Annotated in this window: 16 protein-coding genes; 11 read left to right on the top strand and 5 right to left on the bottom strand. The window is 56.8% G+C overall.

Going from position 1 to position 16,857, the window contains the following annotated elements; genetic code table 11:
- The first annotated feature begins 241 nt into the window (after positions 1 to 241).
- The 3 genes from ogt (at position 242) to uspE (ending at position 2,793) form a co-directional block, all read left to right on the top strand.
- On the top strand, positions 242 to 757 hold the full coding sequence (gene ogt / locus CWM54_RS04150; protein ID WP_023297535.1) for a methylated-DNA--[protein]-cysteine S-methyltransferase: 516 nt from the start codon (positions 242 to 244) through the stop codon (positions 755 to 757).
- A 194-nt stretch (positions 758 to 951) separates the two neighbouring features.
- Positions 952 to 1,704: a fumarate/nitrate reduction transcriptional regulator Fnr gene (gene fnr / locus CWM54_RS04145; protein ID WP_002903394.1), complete on the top strand. Its 753-nt coding sequence runs from the start codon at positions 952 to 954 to the stop codon at positions 1,702 to 1,704.
- A gap of 138 nt (positions 1,705 to 1,842) precedes the next feature.
- Positions 1,843 to 2,793, top strand: a complete 951-nt coding sequence (uspE, locus tag CWM54_RS04140; RefSeq protein WP_061154735.1) for a universal stress protein UspE — start codon at positions 1,843 to 1,845, stop codon at positions 2,791 to 2,793.
- A gap of 116 nt (positions 2,794 to 2,909) precedes the next feature.
- Here uspE and CWM54_RS04135 read toward each other — a convergent pair whose 3' ends face one another.
- The 3 genes from CWM54_RS04135 to pntA form a co-directional block, all read right to left on the bottom strand.
- Positions 2,910 to 3,098: a YdiH family protein gene (locus CWM54_RS04135; RefSeq protein ID WP_061156371.1), complete on the bottom strand. Its 189-nt coding sequence runs from the start codon at positions 3,096 to 3,098 to the stop codon at positions 2,910 to 2,912.
- A 148-nt stretch (positions 3,099 to 3,246) separates the two neighbouring features.
- Positions 3,247 to 4,635 carry a Re/Si-specific NAD(P)(+) transhydrogenase subunit beta gene (pntB, locus tag CWM54_RS04130; protein WP_100680126.1) on the bottom strand — a complete coding sequence of 463 codons (1,389 nt, stop codon included), beginning with the start codon at positions 4,633 to 4,635 and terminating at the stop codon, positions 3,247 to 3,249.
- A 10-nt stretch (positions 4,636 to 4,645) separates the two neighbouring features.
- Positions 4,646 to 6,175 (bottom strand): Re/Si-specific NAD(P)(+) transhydrogenase subunit alpha, encoded by a 1,530-nt coding sequence (gene pntA, locus CWM54_RS04125; protein WP_023340072.1) that lies wholly within the window; start codon positions 6,173 to 6,175, stop codon positions 4,646 to 4,648.
- A 521-nt stretch (positions 6,176 to 6,696) separates the two neighbouring features.
- Between pntA and ydgH the strand changes: the two genes are divergently transcribed.
- The 3 genes from ydgH (at position 6,697) to folM (ending at position 9,966) form a co-directional block, all read left to right on the top strand.
- A complete protein-coding gene (ydgH, locus tag CWM54_RS04115) occupies positions 6,697 to 7,647 on the top strand; it encodes a DUF1471 family protein YdgH (RefSeq protein WP_061154737.1) in 951 nt (316 codons plus the stop codon).
- A 177-nt stretch (positions 7,648 to 7,824) separates the two neighbouring features.
- Positions 7,825 to 9,207: an amino acid permease gene (locus CWM54_RS04105; RefSeq protein ID WP_061154738.1), complete on the top strand. Its 1,383-nt coding sequence runs from the start codon at positions 7,825 to 7,827 to the stop codon at positions 9,205 to 9,207.
- 36 nt (positions 9,208 to 9,243) lie between these two features.
- The gene (gene folM / locus CWM54_RS04100; protein ID WP_100680125.1) at positions 9,244 to 9,966 is read left to right on the top strand and encodes a dihydromonapterin reductase; all 723 of its coding nucleotides are present in this window, start codon (positions 9,244 to 9,246) and stop codon (positions 9,964 to 9,966) included.
- Here the strand turns inward: folM and CWM54_RS04095 are convergent.
- On the bottom strand, positions 9,963 to 10,298 hold the full coding sequence (locus CWM54_RS04095; protein WP_061154740.1) for a GlpM family protein: 336 nt from the start codon (positions 10,296 to 10,298) through the stop codon (positions 9,963 to 9,965). The genes folM and CWM54_RS04095 overlap by 4 nt on opposite strands.
- Positions 10,299 to 10,426: 128 nt before the next feature.
- Between CWM54_RS04095 and rstA the strand changes: the two genes are divergently transcribed.
- The 5 genes from rstA (at position 10,427) to tus (ending at position 15,293) form a co-directional block, all read left to right on the top strand.
- Entirely contained in the window at positions 10,427 to 11,143 is a 717-nt protein-coding gene (rstA, locus tag CWM54_RS04090) for a two-component system response regulator RstA (RefSeq protein WP_100680124.1), read from the top strand.
- A gap of 251 nt (positions 11,144 to 11,394) precedes the next feature.
- On the top strand, positions 11,395 to 11,757 hold the full coding sequence (locus CWM54_RS04085) for a hypothetical protein (RefSeq protein WP_061154742.1): 363 nt from the start codon (positions 11,395 to 11,397) through the stop codon (positions 11,755 to 11,757).
- A gap of 244 nt (positions 11,758 to 12,001) precedes the next feature.
- Positions 12,002 to 12,742, top strand: a complete 741-nt coding sequence (locus tag CWM54_RS04080; RefSeq protein ID WP_100680122.1) for an SDR family oxidoreductase — start codon at positions 12,002 to 12,004, stop codon at positions 12,740 to 12,742.
- A 242-nt stretch (positions 12,743 to 12,984) separates the two neighbouring features.
- Complete coding sequence (rstB, locus tag CWM54_RS04075; protein WP_061154744.1) at positions 12,985 to 14,286, top strand: two-component system sensor histidine kinase RstB; 1,302 nt, start codon at positions 12,985 to 12,987, stop codon at positions 14,284 to 14,286.
- Positions 14,287 to 14,360: 74 nt separating this feature from the next.
- A complete protein-coding gene (gene tus / locus CWM54_RS04070) occupies positions 14,361 to 15,293 on the top strand; it encodes a DNA replication terminus site-binding protein (protein WP_100680121.1) in 933 nt (310 codons plus the stop codon).
- On the opposite strand, the gene fumC is transcribed toward tus, so the two are convergent.
- Positions 15,283 to 16,683, bottom strand: coding sequence for a class II fumarate hydratase (gene fumC / locus CWM54_RS04065; protein ID WP_061154746.1), 1,401 nt, complete (start codon positions 16,681 to 16,683; stop codon positions 15,283 to 15,285). The two genes, tus and fumC, sit on opposite strands and share 11 nt — an antisense overlap.
- Positions 16,684 to 16,857 lie beyond the last annotated feature (174 nt).

Here is a 16,857-nt window from a genome sequence, read left to right as displayed (position 1 = left end):
GATTAACAGCGCCGCGCTGAGGCGTCGGCACCCTACCGGGCGCGTGAAGCACCGGCATCGTCAGTTAAAAAGTAGCAAAAACCATGCCCGATAACCCGCCGGGATCGATCCAAAAATAAATCATTGTGGCTTACGCAGAGCGCCAGCCCGTGATGCGGCTTTATCTTTTGGGAGTATAGTTGACTGTCGTCAGCGCGTGGTATCGTGTGCCCCTCATGTACGATGGTGGATGACAGAAACGATGTTGACCTTGCTGCAGGATAAAATGGATACCCCGCTGGGGCCGCTGTGGGTACTTTGCGACGAACAGTTTAATTTGCGCGCCGTCGAGTGGGACGAGCACCGCGATCGGATGGAAACCCTGCTCGACGTACACTATCGCCGGGAAGGTTATCAGCGCGTCGACTGCCGCAATCCAGGCGGTCTCAGTAGTAAGCTGAACGACTATTTCGCCGGCGATCTGGCAATTATCGATACGCTGCCTACCGCCACCGCTGGCACCCCTTTCCAGCGTCAGGTCTGGCAGGCGTTACGCGATATCCCCTGTGGCCAGGTGATGCACTATGGCCAGCTAGCCGAGGCGCTCGGACGCCCCGGAGCCGCTCGCGCCGTGGGGGCCGCCAATGGCGCCAATCCGGTGAGTATCGTGGTGCCCTGCCATCGGGTCATCGGGCGTAATGGCACCCTGACCGGCTATGCCGGCGGCGTGCAGCGAAAAGAGTGGTTATTGCGCCATGAAGGGTATCTTTTACTTTGACTGAAAATGCCTTTTCTGGAATCTTCAGGTAATTTTACAATCAAACATAGCGAAATAATCTATTGTTAATCAAATAGATATATACCCGTTTTGATTTACCCTGCTGATATTACGTGTTTCCGGGTCTGAAGACTTACCTGCTGATCAAAAAGATGTTAAAATTGACCAATATCAATTAAGGCCTGAGCAGACATATGATCCCTGAGAAGCGAATTATTCGACGCATTCAGTCTGGCGGTTGTGCTATCCATTGTCAGGATTGCAGTATCAGCCAGCTCTGCATCCCCTTTACTCTGAACGAGCATGAGCTTGATCAGCTGGATAATATTATCGAGCGGAAAAAGCCTATCCAGAAAGGTCAAACCTTGTTCAAAGCCGGTGATGAGCTGAAGTCGTTGTACGCTATTCGCTCCGGGACCATCAAAAGCTACACCATCACCGAGCAGGGTGATGAGCAGATCACCGGCTTCCATCTGGCGGGCGATCTGGTGGGCTTCGACGCCATCGGCACCGGTCTGCACCCGAGCTTTGCGCAGGCGCTGGAAACCTCGATGGTCTGCGAAATCCCCTTCGAAACCCTTGACGATCTTTCCGGAAAAATGCCGAATCTGCGTCAGCAGATGATGCGCCTGATGAGCGGTGAGATTAAAGGCGACCAGGATATGATCCTGCTGCTTTCCAAAAAGAATGCCGAAGAGCGCCTGGCTGCGTTTATCTATAACCTCTCTCGTCGTTTCGCCCAGCGCGGCTTCTCACCGCGTGAGTTCCGCCTGACCATGACCCGCGGCGACATCGGCAACTATCTCGGCCTCACTGTCGAAACCATCAGCCGTCTGCTCGGGCGTTTCCAGAAAAGCGGCATGCTGGCGGTGAAAGGCAAATACATCACCATTGAAAACAGCGATCTGCTGGCCCAGCTGGCCGGTCAGGCTCGCAACGTCGCTTAATCTCTGCGCACCACCTGGTCACGATCGGCAATTTTTTAAGATTTGTTGATCTGACCAGGCTCCTCCCCTGTTTCAATTCATCCATATAGGTTATCTTTTTAGTAACTGACGGTAGCTGCAGTTGTAAGGAGACCCTGTATGGCGAAGTATCAGAGCATGCTGGTAGTAATCGATCCTAACCAGGACGACCAGCCGGCACTTAGGCGCGCGGTGTACCTGCACCAACGGATTGGTGGACGCATCAAAGCCTTTTTGCCGATCTATGATTTTTCTTATGAAATGACCACCCTGCTGTCACCGGACGAACGCACGGCGATGCGCCAGGGCGTCATTGCCCAACGTACGGCCTGGATCCGCGAGCAGGCGAAATTCTATATTGAATCGGGTGTGCCGATTGACGTGAAAGTGGTGTGGCACAACCGCCCCTTCGAAGCCATTATTCAGGAAGTCATTAGCGAGAAACACGATTTGCTGTTGAAGATGGCCCACCAGCACGACAAACTGGAGGCGGTGATCTTCACCCCGACCGACTGGCATCTGCTGCGTAAGTGCCCGTGCCCGGTGTGGATGGTGAAAGACCAACCGTGGCCGGAAGGTGGCAAAGCGCTGGTCGCGGTCAACCTTGCCAGCGAAGAGAATTATCACAATACCCTGAACGAAAAGCTGGTTCGGGAGACACTGTCGCTGGCGAAAGAAGTCAACCATACCGAAGTACATCTCATCGGCGCCTATCCGGTGACCCCCATCAATATCGCGATTGAGCTACCGGATTTTGATCCCAGCGTCTACAACGACGCCATTCGCGGTCAGCACCTGCTGGCGATGAAAGCGCTGCGGCAGAAGTTTGGCATCGATGAGAAATTCACCCATGTGGAAAAAGGCCTGCCTGAGGAGGTGATCCCGGATCTCGCCGAGCATCTGCAGGCGGGGATCGTGGTGCTGGGAACGGTCGGACGTACCGGCCTGTCAGCAGCGTTCCTCGGCAATACGGCGGAACAGGTGGTCGATCATCTGCGCTGCGACCTGCTGGTACTCAAACCGGAGGCCTACCAGACGCCGGTGGAACTGGACGACGACGACGACGATTAACCCTCTTCTCGTACCGCTCATCTTCCCCCGCCCCGCGGGGGATTTTTTTGCTTGCTGCCAGTCAGGCACAAAAAAAGGGCCGCTGGCGGCCCCTGTCACTGTCCAGCGAGAATGGCTTAGTGGATACCCAGACGCCAGGCCAGATCGATCTCTTCTTTCAGCTCCAGCGATGAGAGCGCCATCAGGTCAGCAAACTCCAGCTCCAGCAGTTTCAGCTTTTTCAGATACTGCGCTGGGGTCATGGCGGTAGTGTCGCGGCGTAAGAATTCGATGGCCATCTGCGTTGGGGTTAACTCGGTATCCATAATATCCTCTGTCTGATGTAATAACCGGGACATTATATCACCTCTTGCCGCTTATTTTATGAACAATTCCAGGTGCCGCCCCGTATATAAAAAAGCCGTCTCACAGGAGACGGCTTATAAACAAACGTTGTAAAACAAACGTGCTACATTACAGCGCTTTCAGGATCGCATCGACGCTGGCTTTCGCATCCCCAAACAGCATATGGGTGTTCTCTTTGAAGAACAGCGGGTTCTGTACGCCGGCGTAGCCAGTGTTCATCGAACGCTTAAAGACCACCACGTTCTGCGCTTTCCAGACTTCCAGCACTGGCATACCCGCGATAGGACTCTTCGGATCGTCCTGCGCCGCCGGGTTGACAGTGTCGTTGGCGCCAATCACCAGCACGGTGTCGGTATCGCTGAAATCGTCGTTGATCTCATCCATCTCCAGCACGATGTCGTAAGGCACTTTGGCTTCCGCCAGCAGCACGTTCATATGCCCCGGCAGACGCCCGGCCACCGGGTGAATACCAAAGCGTACTTTGATACCCCGCGCCCGCAGCTTCTCGGTAATTTCTGCCACCGGATACTGCGCCTGAGCCACCGCCATACCGTAGCCGGGGGTGATGATCACCGACTGCGAGTTTTTCAGCATCTCCGCCGTCTCTTCCGCGCTAATCTCGTGATGCTCGCCCACTTCTTCATCGCCGCCGCTGGAAGACCCATCGGTGCCGAAGCCGCCGGCAATCACGCTGATAAAGGAGCGGTTCATCGCCTTACACATAATGTAAGAGAGGATGGCACCGGAAGAACCCACCAGCGCGCCGGTGACGATCAGCAGGTCATTGCTCAGCATAAAGCCCGCTGCCGCTGCCGCCCAACCCGAGTAGGAGTTCAGCATGGAAACCACCACCGGCATGTCCGCGCCGCCGATAGAAGCCACCAGGTGCCAGCCGAAGGCCAGCGCGATCGCGGTCATCACCAGCAGGCACAGGACCTGGGTGCCGGTGCTGTCGGCGCGAACAAAAATCACCATCAGTACGAAGGAGACCACCAGCGCCGCCAGGTTCAGCTTATGGCGATTGGGCAGCATCAGCGGCTTCGAGGAAATTTTGCCGCGCAGTTTACCGAACGCCACCACCGAACCGGTGAAGGTGACTGCACCGATGAAGATGCCGAGGAACACTTCGGTCAAATGGATATTGACCAAAATCTGCTCCATCCCGGTTTCATGCTGCAGGTAGCTGTTAAAACCCACCAGCACCGCCGCCAGGCCCACGAAGCTGTGCAGGATAGCCACCAGCTCCGGCATCTCGGTCATCTCGACCTTCTTCGCCAGACGAATACCGATCGCTCCGCCGATCACCATCGCGAGGATGATCCAACCGACGTTGCCGGCGTCCGGCCCCAGAATCGTGGCGATCAGGGCGATGGCCATCCCGGCGATACCGAAATAGTTGCCCTGCTGCGACGTTTCGTGTTTCGACAGACCCGCCAGGCTGAAAATAAACAGGATTGCGGCAACAATGTATGCAGCTGTAACTAATCCACCAGACATGTGCTACCCCTTATCCTTTGCGAAACATTTTCAGCATGCGCTGAGTCACGGTAAAACCACCGAAAATATTAATGCTGGCGATCAGTACCGCGATAAAGCTCAGGAAGCTGACCCAGCCCCCGTGGCCTATCTGCAACAACGCACCAACAACGATAATGCCCGAAATCGCGTTCGTCACCGACATCAGCGGCGTATGCAGCGCATGGGAGACGTTCCATACCACGTAGTAACCCACTACGCAGGCCAGCGCGAAGACGGTGAAATGGCCAAGGAACTCTTTTGGCGCGACGTTGGCCAGCCAGCCGAAGAGGATAATCGCCAGCGCTATCAGGGCATATTTACGCCATGGGGATACCGGTTTTGCCGCTTCTTTCGGCGCTTCTACTTTTTTCGCCGCAGCCTGCGGCTGAGCGGAGACCTGAATCGGCGGCGCCGGCCAGGTGATTTCGCCTTCACGCACCACGGTCACGCCGCGCACCACCACGTCATCGAAATCGATAACAATGTTGCCATCTTTCTCTTTGCACAGCAGCTTCAGCAGGTTAACCAGGTTGGTGCCGTAGAGCTGGGAGGACTGGGTCGGCAGACGGCCCGGCAGGTCGGTGTAACCGATAATTTTCACGCCGTTGGCGGTGGTTACCACTTCGCCAGGTACGGTGTACTCACAGTTGCCGCCGTTTTGCGAGGCGAGGTCGACCACCACGCTGCCCGACTTCATGGAATCAACCATTTCGCGGGTGATCAGCTTCGGCGCCGGTTTACCCGGAATTAACGCCGTGGTGACGATGATATCGACATCTTTCGCCTGGGCGGCGAAGAGCGCCATTTCGGCCTTAATAAAGGCCTCAGACATCACCTTGGCATAGCCGTCGCCGCTGCCCGCTTCCTCTTTAAAGTCCAGCTCGAGGAACTCGGCGCCCATACTCTGCACCTGCTCCTTCACCTCCGGACGGGTATCAAAGGCGCGAACGATAGCGCCCAGGCTGTTAGCGGCGCCAATCGCGGCCAGACCGGCCACCCCGGCGCCGATGACCATCACCTTCGCGGGCGGAACTTTGCCTGCCGCCGTAATCTGCCCGGTAAAGAAACGGCCGAATTCATGAGCCGCCTCAACGATTGCGCGATAGCCGGCGATATTCGCCATTGAGCTGAGCGCATCCAGCGACTGGGCGCGAGAAATACGCGGCACCGAATCCATCGCCATCACGTTGATATTACGGGCCGCCAGTTTTTCCATCAGCTGCGGGTTTTGCGCAGGCCAGATAAAACTTATCAGCGTAGTTCCCGGATTCAGCAGCGCAATTTCATCGTCATTTGGGGCATTAACCTTGAGGATGACGTCAGACTGCCACACCTCGTTGCCCGTGACGATCTCAGCCCCTGCCTGGGTAAAGGCTGCATCGTCAAAGCTGGCCAGTTTCCCGGCACCGCTTTCTACCGCGACGCTAAAGCCGAGTTTAAGCAATTGCTCAACGGTCTTCGGCGTGGCGGCGGCCCGGGTCTCCTGGGCTAGCCTCTCTTGTGGTACACCAATACGCATAGTTTTCCCTTCCATCGGTTTTTGATGATGGTTTACTTTTCTGACCAACAACGACAAGACGGCGAAATCTTCCTCGCCATCTTCCGCTGTCTGCAAAATGAAACAGTAACAAACTTTTTATAACCTACTGAAAATAGCGATTGTGATCTACAGCGATAAAACAGAAATTTTGATTTTATTGCTTATTGTCAGCACAGATGGTTCCGGGCAGCAATATTTACCTGAATTTCTCACTCAGGCCTGATAATCCGCTTATCCAGTGGTATAAAACGCCATTTATCGCCATTGAGATCATTGTATTAACATTACGTTAACTAATAAAAGTGGTATCGATTATCGTTTTTGCTGCTCAAGCGGCTGTTTTTTCAACATATCGAAAAATGTTATCTTTCCGTAGTATACGATTCGGGCGGCAAGCAAAAAATGACGCAGACAGTCACAACGATTAAATGCAATAATCAAACGTTTTCAGTCAACAACAACACCAGTATATGGTTTGCGCAAGGCAAAGGATTATTTTTATGAAGCTTAAAAACACCCTCCTGGCGTCTGCTCTCCTGACAACCGCCACGTTGTCTGCCCATGCAGCGACCGAGTTGACCCCGGAGCAGGCGGCTGCGCTGAAGCCCTACGATCGCGTTGTCGTCACCGGCCGGTTTAATGCCATTGGCGACGCGGTACAGGCGGTATCGCGCAAAGCCGACAAAGACGGCGCGGCCTCATTCTATGTTGTCGACACGTCGGACTACGGCAATGGCGGCAACTGGCGCGTCACGGCTGACCTCTATAAAGACAACGCACCACAAGCGGATACGCCGAAAAATCGCATCATCAATGGCGTGGTAGAACTGCCGAAAGATCAGGCTGTTGCACTGATGCCTTACGACACCGTCACCGTTCAGGGCTTCTATCGCAGTCAGCCGGAAGTGAACGATGCCATCACCAAAGCGGCAAAAGCGAAAGGCGCCTATGCGTTCTTTATCGTGCGCCAGGTGGATGCCAACCAGGGTGGCAACCAGCGCATTACCGCTTATATCTATAAAAAAGATGCTGAGAAACGCGTACTGCAGAGCCCTGACGCCATTCCGGCGGACTCTGACGCCGGTCGCGCAGCGCTGGCCAAAGGCGGCGAAGCGGCAAAAACTGTGGAAATCCCGGGCGTCGCCACCACTGCAGCTGTAGGGTCAGGCACTGGCGTCGGTCGTTTCTTCGAGACCCAGTCGTCCAAAGGCGGGCGTTACACTGTCACGTTGCCGGACGGCACCAAAGTCGAAGAAGTAAACAAAGTGACCGCGGCGCAAATGGTGCCGTTTGATAATATCCAGTTCACCGGCAACTACGGCAACATGACCGAAATCTCCTATCAGACGGCGAAACGCGCGGCGAAGAAAGGGGCGAAGTACTATCACATTACCCGCCAGTGGCAGGAACGCGGCGGCAACATCACCATCAGCGCCGATTTGTACAAATAATCACTGCTGACTGGCTAAAAAGGCGGCGCAATGCCGCCTTTTCATTTTTTTTCATCCCCCGCCATTGCATGGCTCCCGGACACTCCGTAAAATCCCGCGCCTTAGCGCAATCCTCCATTTTTATGCGATTTCGCAAAATAAATATTCTGGAACAGCCATTTTCACCTCGGGAATGCAATGGAAAAGAAACTGGGCCTGAGCGCCCTGACCGCCCTGGTCCTTAGCTCAATGCTCGGCGCTGGCGTATTCAGTTTGCCGCAAAATATGGCTGCCGTAGCCAGCCCCTCCGCTTTGCTTATCGGCTGGGCCATCACCGGCGTCGGGATCCTGTTCCTCGCCTTCGCCATGCTGCTGTTAACCCGAATTCGCCCCGACCTCGACGGCGGGATCTTCACCTACGCCCGCGAAGGGTTCGGTGAGCTGATTGGCTTCTGTTCCGCCTGGGGATATTGGCTCTGTGCGGTGATCGCCAACGTCTCCTATCTGGTGATCGTCTTTTCGGCGCTCAGTTTCTTCACCGATACCCCTGAGCTGCGCCTGTTTGGCGATGGCAACACCTGGCAGTCTATCGCTGGCGCTTCAGTTCTGCTGTGGGTTGTCCATTTTCTGGTTCTGCGCGGCGTGCAGACGGCGGCGGGGATTAATCTGGTGGCCACCCTCGCCAAACTCCTGCCGCTGGGCGCGTTTATCGCGCTCGCCGCCCTGGCCTTCCAGCTGGATACGTTTCGCCTCGATTTCCGTGGGCTGGCACTGGGTATACCCGTATGGGAGCAGGTTAAAAACACCATGCTGATCACCCTGTGGGTGTTTATCGGCGTGGAAGGTGCCGTCGTGGTTTCTGCCCGCGCCCGGCATAAGCGCGATGTCGGTCGCGCAACGCTGCTGGCGGTCATCTCTGCCCTCGCGGTTTATCTGCTGGTCACCCTGCTGTCACTGGGCGTGGTGCCGCGCAGTGAACTGGCCGGCATGCGTAACCCGTCGATGGCGGGACTGATGGTCAACATGATGGGCTCGTGGGGAGAAATCGTGATTGCGGCGGGCCTGATCGTGTCGGTGTGTGGCGCCTACCTGAGCTGGACCATCATGGCTGCGGAAGTGCCGTTCCTGGCCGCCACGCATAAAGCCTTCCCGCGCCTGTTTGCCCGCCAGAACAGCAACAATGCCCCGTCCGCCTCGCTGTGGCTGACCAATATCAGCGTTCAGGCATCGCTGGTGCTGATCTGGTTGACCGGGTCGGACTACGGCACCCTACTGACCATCGCCTCAGAGATGATCCTCGTCCCCTATCTGCTGGTTGGCGCCTTTCTGCTGAAAATCGCCACCCGCCCGCTGCACAAAGCGGTGGGTATCGGCGCCTGCATTTATGGCTTATGGTTATTATACGCGTCGGGACCTGTGCATTTACTGTTGTCGGTGGTACTTTACGCTCCGGGTCTTCTGGTCTTTTTGTACGCTCGACGTACGCACCAGCACGATCGTTCGCTCAAACGCCGCGAATTGGCGCTAATTGGTTTATTGCTGGTTGCCGCTGTGCCGGCAACGTGGATGCTGGTGGGGTAAGCGGTCGCCCTGCCGCAGAACGCATAGGAGATACCCATGGCTGAACAACAGCCCCGCCCGGTTCTGATCACAGGAGGAGGCCGCCGCATCGGTCTCGCGCTGGCACACCATTTTCTGCTGCAACACCAGCCGGTCATCGTCAGCTATCGCACGCCCTATCCGGCGATCGATGGCCTGCGCGACGCGGGCGCCCTCTGTCTGCAGGCCGATTTCAGCAGCGATGACGGCATACTGACCTTCGCCGAGGCGGTCAAATCGCATACCAGCGGCCTGCGCGCCATCATCCACAACGCCAGCGACTGGATGGCGGAGAAACCGGGGGTCGCGCTGAGCACAGTGATCAACCGCATGATGCAGATCCACGTCCATGCCCCCTATCTGCTCAACCACGCGCTGGAGGATCTGCTGCGCGGCCACGGCCATGCCGCCAGTGATATTATCCATATTACCGATTACGTCGTGGAGCGCGGCAGCGATAAACATATCGCCTACGCCGCCAGCAAAGCCGCGCTGGACAATATGACCCGCTCCTTCGCCCGCAAGCTGGCGCCGGAGATCAAGGTCAACGCCATCGCCCCGTCGCTGATCATATTTAATGAGAGTGATGACGAAGCCTATCGTCAGCAGGCGCTGGATAAATCGCTGATGAAAATTGCCCCAGGCGAAAAAGAGATTAGCGACCTTATCGACTACCTGTTTACCAGCCGCTATGTCACCGGCCGGTCATTCGCTGTCGACGGTGGTCGCCCGCTGCGCTAGTGGAAGCGGCTCCAGCCAACAATCAGCAGCCAGGCGCATAGCCCCCAGCATCCCACTGCGCCTGCCAGCGCCAACGGCAGGCGCATGATCCCGGTGAAGTACCACAGCGATAACAAATAGACAAAATAGGGAACGATCGACCACATGCCGAACACGATGGTGGTGCGCAGGGCTTCAATACCGCGCTCGCTGGCGACGATATAGTGGGCGATGAGCGCAAAGGTGGGAAACAGCGGGATCAGCCCGGCGAGAGCGTAATTTTTCGTTTTTGCCAGCACGCCAATCAGCACCACCACCAGCGCACCCAGCAGCCCTTTGATTAACAGCCCCATGTCCGTATGCCTTAACAATGAATCAACAAGTTAGCGCAGCATAGCGGAAATAGCGCTGTTTATAAAAGAGTAATGGCGGGTAAAATAAGCGCGGTGTATGTTACTTCTTTTACTGATGTGCAATAGACATGAATAAAATCGTTTTTGTTGAGGATGACCCTGAGGTAGGGGCGCTGATCGCCGCCTATCTCGGCAAGCATGATATGGATGTGGTGGTCGAGCCTCGCGGCGACCGCGCAGAGGACGTGATCGCGCGGGAGAAACCGGACCTCGTGCTGCTGGACATTATGCTGCCCGGCAAAGACGGGATGACGCTCTGCCGCGACCTGCGCGGGCAATGGCAAGGGCCCATTGTCCTGCTGACCTCGCTCGACAGCGATATGAACCATATCCTCTCCCTGGAGATGGGCGCCAGCGATTATATCCTGAAAACCACGCCGCCAGCGGTACTTCTCGCGCGACTGCGTCTGCATCTACGCCAGCATATCGCTCCGGCGGGCGCCGGTACCTCCTCAACGCTCACGCCACATAAAACCATCTCCTTTGGTTCGCTGACCATCGACCCGGTCAACCGCCAGGTGCTGCTCGGCGGGGAAAGCGTCGCATTGTCGACGGCCGATTTCGATCTGCTGTGGGAGCTGGCCACCCATGCCGGGCAAATTATGGACCGCGACGCGCTGCTGAAAAATTTACGCGGTGTCACCTACGACGGGATGGATCGCAGCGTCGACGTCGCCATCTCCCGCCTGCGTAAAAAACTGCTCGACAACGCCACGGAGCCTTATCGGATTAAGACCGTTCGCAACAAAGGCTACCTGTTCGCCCCTCACGCCTGGGACAACTAAGCTTCTTCCTCGGCCCTGCGAGGGGCCCGTTTTATGGCGCACTCCGCGACGATAACCGCCTCAGCTTTGCTGCTTAGGGCAACTGCGCGGGTTTCCCTCTGCGCGCTGGCTGCCCGCCGCGAATTTGTCATATTACGTAAATCAATAGGTTTAGCCGTACAGTTCCCCATCACATAAGCCCTCAATATGATTGTGCTCAAGGACTTACCGTTATCAGAGTGGCATAAAGCCTGAAAACACAGGACTTTTGCATGATGAAATACGTTGTACTTTTGGCACTCTCACTCTTCACTTCACTCTCTGGCTGGGCTTTTTCCCTCGACAACGCCGATATTCGACTCCTCTGTCCGCAGCGCGGGCAAATCGAGGTGATCCTCCACCGCTATGAACATACCCAGCAATCCTGGGGACAGCATCACTTTGAAACGGGAGGCGGCCACGTTCGCCAGGGACCGCTGCTGGTGATCCCGTTTGCCAACCTCGATCAGATGATTTACCACCAAACCACCGGCGAGTTTGCTTACTGGTATGCCGAAACGGAAAAGCTGGTGCGCTGTCGGCTGCTAAGCCTGACGACCACCTATCCGGTAGATATTCCCTACTTTCGCGAGTAGCGATACCCCGCTCGATTCCCTGGAAGGCGCAGGTCTGGTGGTTAAAATTAATTTGTGACAACGTCACTAATTCAGATATTCCCGGCCGATATCATCCCGGATGACGCTATCTATACCGGTTATAGCGGCGCCACAAAGATGGCAAGGCGCAACACGCCGGGCCCCCCAAAGATGGTCGTTTTACAATAAATTTTCATTGTTCTAGTGTGACTTAACTCAACACTCACGCGGTACGGGAGAGACAATGGGACGGTTCTCAGGTAAGAAAATTGTGATTACAGGGGCGAGCAGCGGTATTGGTCTCGCAGGGGCAATGCGCATTATTGATGAAGGGGGCGAAGTGATGCTGACCGGACGCCATCAGCAAAAACTGGAATCGTTACGCGCAGTGCTGCCCGAGCGCGCCTGGTTTCTCCAGAACGATGGCGCGGAACCTGAGGCAGCGCATGCCCTCGCCGAGTCTGTAGAATCATTTGGCATGCTGGATGGCCTGTGGCTGAACGCCGGCCAGCTCGCCTTTTCAACGGTGGAAAATACCACCGAAACGCAGTTCGATACCATCATGGCCAACAATGTTCGTTCTGCCGTCCTGCAAATCGCCGCACTTTCGCGTTTTTTGAAGACCGGAGCCTCGGTGGTCATCACCGCCTCTACGGCCGCCTACGAAGGCACGCCACTGGCGGCGCTCTATGCCGCCAGCAAAGGCGCGCAGCTGGCCCTGGTTCGCAGCTGGGCAACGGCCTTCGCCGCCCGCGGGATCAGAGTTAACGCGCTGGTGCCCGGGGCAATCGATACCCCTCTGCTTGACGCGATCCCCGCCCCCTTCCGCGAGCAGTATGATACGCAGATCAGGGCTACCGTGCCGCTAAAACGCCCGGGAACGCCGGAAGAAGCGGCGGCGGTTGCGCTGTTTTTATTATCGGATGATGCCGGGTATGTGACGGGTAGCCAGTATGTGGTGGATGGCGGACTGCTGCGCTTATAAGGGCTGCGTCATTATTTATGCCTGCGGGATGTTGTCAGTGAGGGTGAACCCTGCTTTGATAGCACATTAAACCGGGCGTGAAACGCAGAAGTCATTTTTTACGGTATATTCTGCCGTGACAAACGCCCTGGACTGCGGTCTGGTTTCGTTACTGCATCACCGCTTTAGCGGAAAGGCACATATCACACCGCGCCATGAAGGCAAAAGATAGGTAACTAACATTCTGATTTAAGTGAGATTTAATGAAAAAGCTGTTTGTGCAGTTCTATCTTTTGCTCTTCGTCTGCTTTCTGGTGATGACCATGCTGGTAGGCCTGGTCTATAAATTTACCGCTGAGCGCGCCGGACGACAGTCGCTTGACGATCTGATGAAAAGCTCGCTGTATCTGATGCGCAGCGAGCTGCGGGAAATTCCGCCGCGCGACTGGAGCAAGACGCTCAAAGAGCTGGATCTGAACCTGTCGTTCGATCTGCACATCGAACCAATGAGCAAATTCAAGCTGTCGGAAAGCTCGATGCAGCACCTGCGCGCCGGCGATATCGTCGCGCTGGATGACCAGTACACCTTTATTCAGCGCATTCCCCGTAGCCATTATGTGCTGTCGGTGGGCCCGGTGCCCTATCTCTATTTTCTGCATGAAATGCGCCTGCTGGACATCGCGCTGATGGCGTTTATCGCTATCTCGCTGGCCTTTCCGGTGTTTATCTGGATGCGTCCGCACTGGCAGGACATGCTGCGTATTGAAACCGCTGCCCAGCGCTTTGGCGAAGGCCACTTCAGCGAGCGCATTCATTTTGACAGCATGTCCAGCTTTGAACGGCTCGGCGTGGCCTTTAATCAGATGGCCGATAACATTAACGCCCTCATTGCCAGTAAAAAGCAGCTGATTGACGGTATCGCCCATGAGCTCAGGACGCCGCTGGTCCGCCTGCGCTACCGTCTGGAGATGAGCGAAAACCTCACTGAGGCGGAATCGCAAGCGCTGAACCGCGATATCGGCCAGCTGGAGGCGCTGATTGAAGAACTCCTGACCTACGCCCGCCTCGACCGCCCGCAGACAGAACTCAGCCTGACGACGCCTGATTTCCCCGCCTGGATCAGCGATCATGTCGAGGATATTCAGATGGTCAACCCGCAGCGCGAGGTCGCTCTGGCAACGCTGACCCACGGCAACTATGGCGCGCTGGATATGCGGCTGATGGAGCGGGTACTGGATAATCTGGTAAATAACGCCCTGCGCTACAGCACCCAGCGGGTGGCGGTCAGCCTGACCCTGCAGGGATCGCGTGCCTCGTTGCAGGTCGAGGATGACGGCCCGGGCATTGCCCCTGAAGAGCGCGAGCGAGTGTTTGAGCCCTTTGTCCGTCTTGACCCCAGCCGGGATCGGGCGACCGGAGGATGCGGCCTCGGCCTGGCGATTGTGCACAGTATTGCCCAGGCGATGGGCGGTGACGTGCGCTGCGAGGCCAGCCCTCTCGGCGGCGCCCGCTTCTGCTTTAGCTGGCCGGTTTATCATCAGTTGCCCGATTTTACCTCTGCCTGAATAAAACTTGCGCAGAGGCCGCGCGCTGCGTATGCTGCAAAAACTGAATAGTATGTTGTAACTAAGGTGAATCGATGGCTCGCTACGACCTTGTTGAACGTCTGAATGATACCTTTCGTCAGATCGAGCTGGAGCTGCAGACGCTCCAGCAGGCGCTAAGCAGCTGCCGGCTGCTGGCGGCCCGGGTATTTGAACTGCCGGCGGTCAGTAAGGATGCCGAGCACGATCCGCTGGCCAACATTCCGGTGGTGCAACACATCGGCAAGGCGGCGCTGACCCTCACCCTGCGCCACTACAGCCATCTGTTTATCCAGCAGCAGTCGGAAACCCGCAGCAGCAAAGCCGCCGTTCGTCTGCCGGGGGCTATCTGCCTTCAGGTCACCGCCGTGGAGCAGCAGGATCTGCTGGCGCGCATTCAGCATATTAACGCCCTGAAGGCTACCTTCGAGAAAATCGTCACCGTCGATTCAGGCCTGCCCCCCACTGCCCGTTTTGAATGGGTGCATCGCCACCTGCCGGGCTTGATCACCCTCAGCGCCTACCGCACGCTGACGCCCCTCGTCGACCCGAGCACCATCCGCTTCGGCTGGGCCAATAAACATGTGATCAAGAACCTGACCCGCGACCAGGTATTGATGATGCTGGAGAAAAGCCTGCAATCACCGCGGGCGGTGCCGCCGTGGACCCGTGAGCAGTGGCAGAGCAAGCTTGAGAGGGAGTATCAGGACATCGCCGCCCTGCCGCAGCGGGCGCGGCTGAAAATCAAACGGCCGGTGAAAGTGCAGCCGATTGCCCGCGTCTGGTACGCCAGCGAGCAGAAACAAGTGCAGTACGCCTGCCCCAGCCCGCTGATCGCGCTGATATCCGGCAGCCAGGGGGTCAGCGTCCCGGATATCGGCGAATTGCTGAACTATGACGCCAACAATGTCCAGTACCGCTACAAACCGGAGGCGCAGTCGCTGAGATTACTTATCCCGCGCCTGCACCTCTGGCTGGCTAGCGAGTAGCCAGGCTGCCGACCATCTCCTCAGGGCGCACCCAGCTGTCGAATTCGGCTTCCGTCAGGTAGCCCAGCGCCAGCGCCGAGGCTTTGAGGGTCAGCCCCTCATGGTGCGCTTTTTTAGCGATTTCCGCCGCCTTGTCGTAGCCGATATGGGTATTCAGCGCAGTGACCAGCATCAGCGACTCATTGAGCAGCTGGCTGATCCGCTCGCGATTCGGTTCAATACCCACCGCACAGTGCTCATTAAAGCTCTCCATACCATCCGCCAGCAGACGCACCGACTGCAGGACATTGTGGATGACCATCGGACGATAGACGTTAAGCTCAAAGTTACCCGAGGCGCCGCCGATATTCACCGCCACGTCGTTACCCATCACCTGGCAGCAGACCATGGTCAACGCTTCGCACTGGGTTGGGTTAACCTTGCCTGGCATGATTGAAGAACCCGGCTCATTCTCCGGGATGGCGATTTCGCCAATGCCGCAGCGGGGGCCGGAGGCCAGCCAACGGACATCGTTAGCGATCTTCATCAGCGACGCCGCCAGGCCTTTCAGCGCGCCGTGGGCATGGACCAGGGCATCCACAGTAGCCAGCGCTTCGAATTTGTTCGGCGCGGTGACAAATGGCTGTCCGCTGAGCGACGCCAGCTCGGCCGCCACCCGCACGGCATACTCCGGATGGGTATTCAGCCCGGTTCCTACCGCCGTCCCGCCCAGCGCCAGCTCGGCAAGATGCGGCTGGCTGGCTTCAATGTGCTTCAGGCTATGGTCCAGCATCGCCACCCAGCCGGAGATCTCCTGGCCTAACGTGAGCGGTGTGGCGTCCTGCAGATGGGTGCGGCCGATCTTGACGATATCCCTGAAGGCCACTGCTTTTTCGTTGAGCGTCGCCCGCAGCGCCTGCAGCGACGGGATCACTTTTTCCCGCAGGGCAATCAGCGCCGCGACGTGCATGGCGGTGGGGAACACGTCATTTGAGCTCTGGCTCTTATTCACATCGTCATTGGGATGAATTTTTCGCGCCATCCCCCGTTCACCGCCCAGCAGTTCACTGGCGCGGTTGGCCAGCACCTCGTTCATATTCATATTGCTTTGGGTGCCGGAGCCGGTCTGCCAGATAGCCAGAGGAAACTCCTGTGAGTGCTTTCCGGCCAGGACTTCGTCAGCGGCAGCGACGATCGCCCCGGCTTTCTCCGCCGTCAGCAACCCAAGATCCTGGTTAACCTTCGCCGCCGCCCGCTTGGTCAGCGCCAGGGCGTATATCAGCTCCCCGGGCATTTTTTCGGTCGAGATGCGGAAATGCTCCAGCGAGCGCTGGGTCTGGGCGCCCCAGAGTTTATCGGCCGGGACGTCGATGGCGCCCATCGAGTCTTTTTCACTGCGATGCGTTGTCATTACTTTCTCCTTGGATTCAAAGTGCGTCATAGCGACAAAGCTCACCTGCTTAAAAGACTAAGTATTGGCCAGATTTATAAGTTGTTTTGGTGGTTCGTGCCGCGAAGCGACATAAAAAAGCCGCCCCGAAGGGCGGCCTAGACCGCTGACAAAATGCAATCGTCGGGATTGCCC

Source organism: Klebsiella sp. D-Nf1, from assembly GCF_002810515.1.
In the GTDB taxonomy this organism is placed as follows: Bacteria; Pseudomonadota; Gammaproteobacteria; order Enterobacterales; family Enterobacteriaceae; genus Klebsiella; species Klebsiella variicola.
This window is presented reverse-complemented; position numbering and strand designations above follow the sequence as displayed.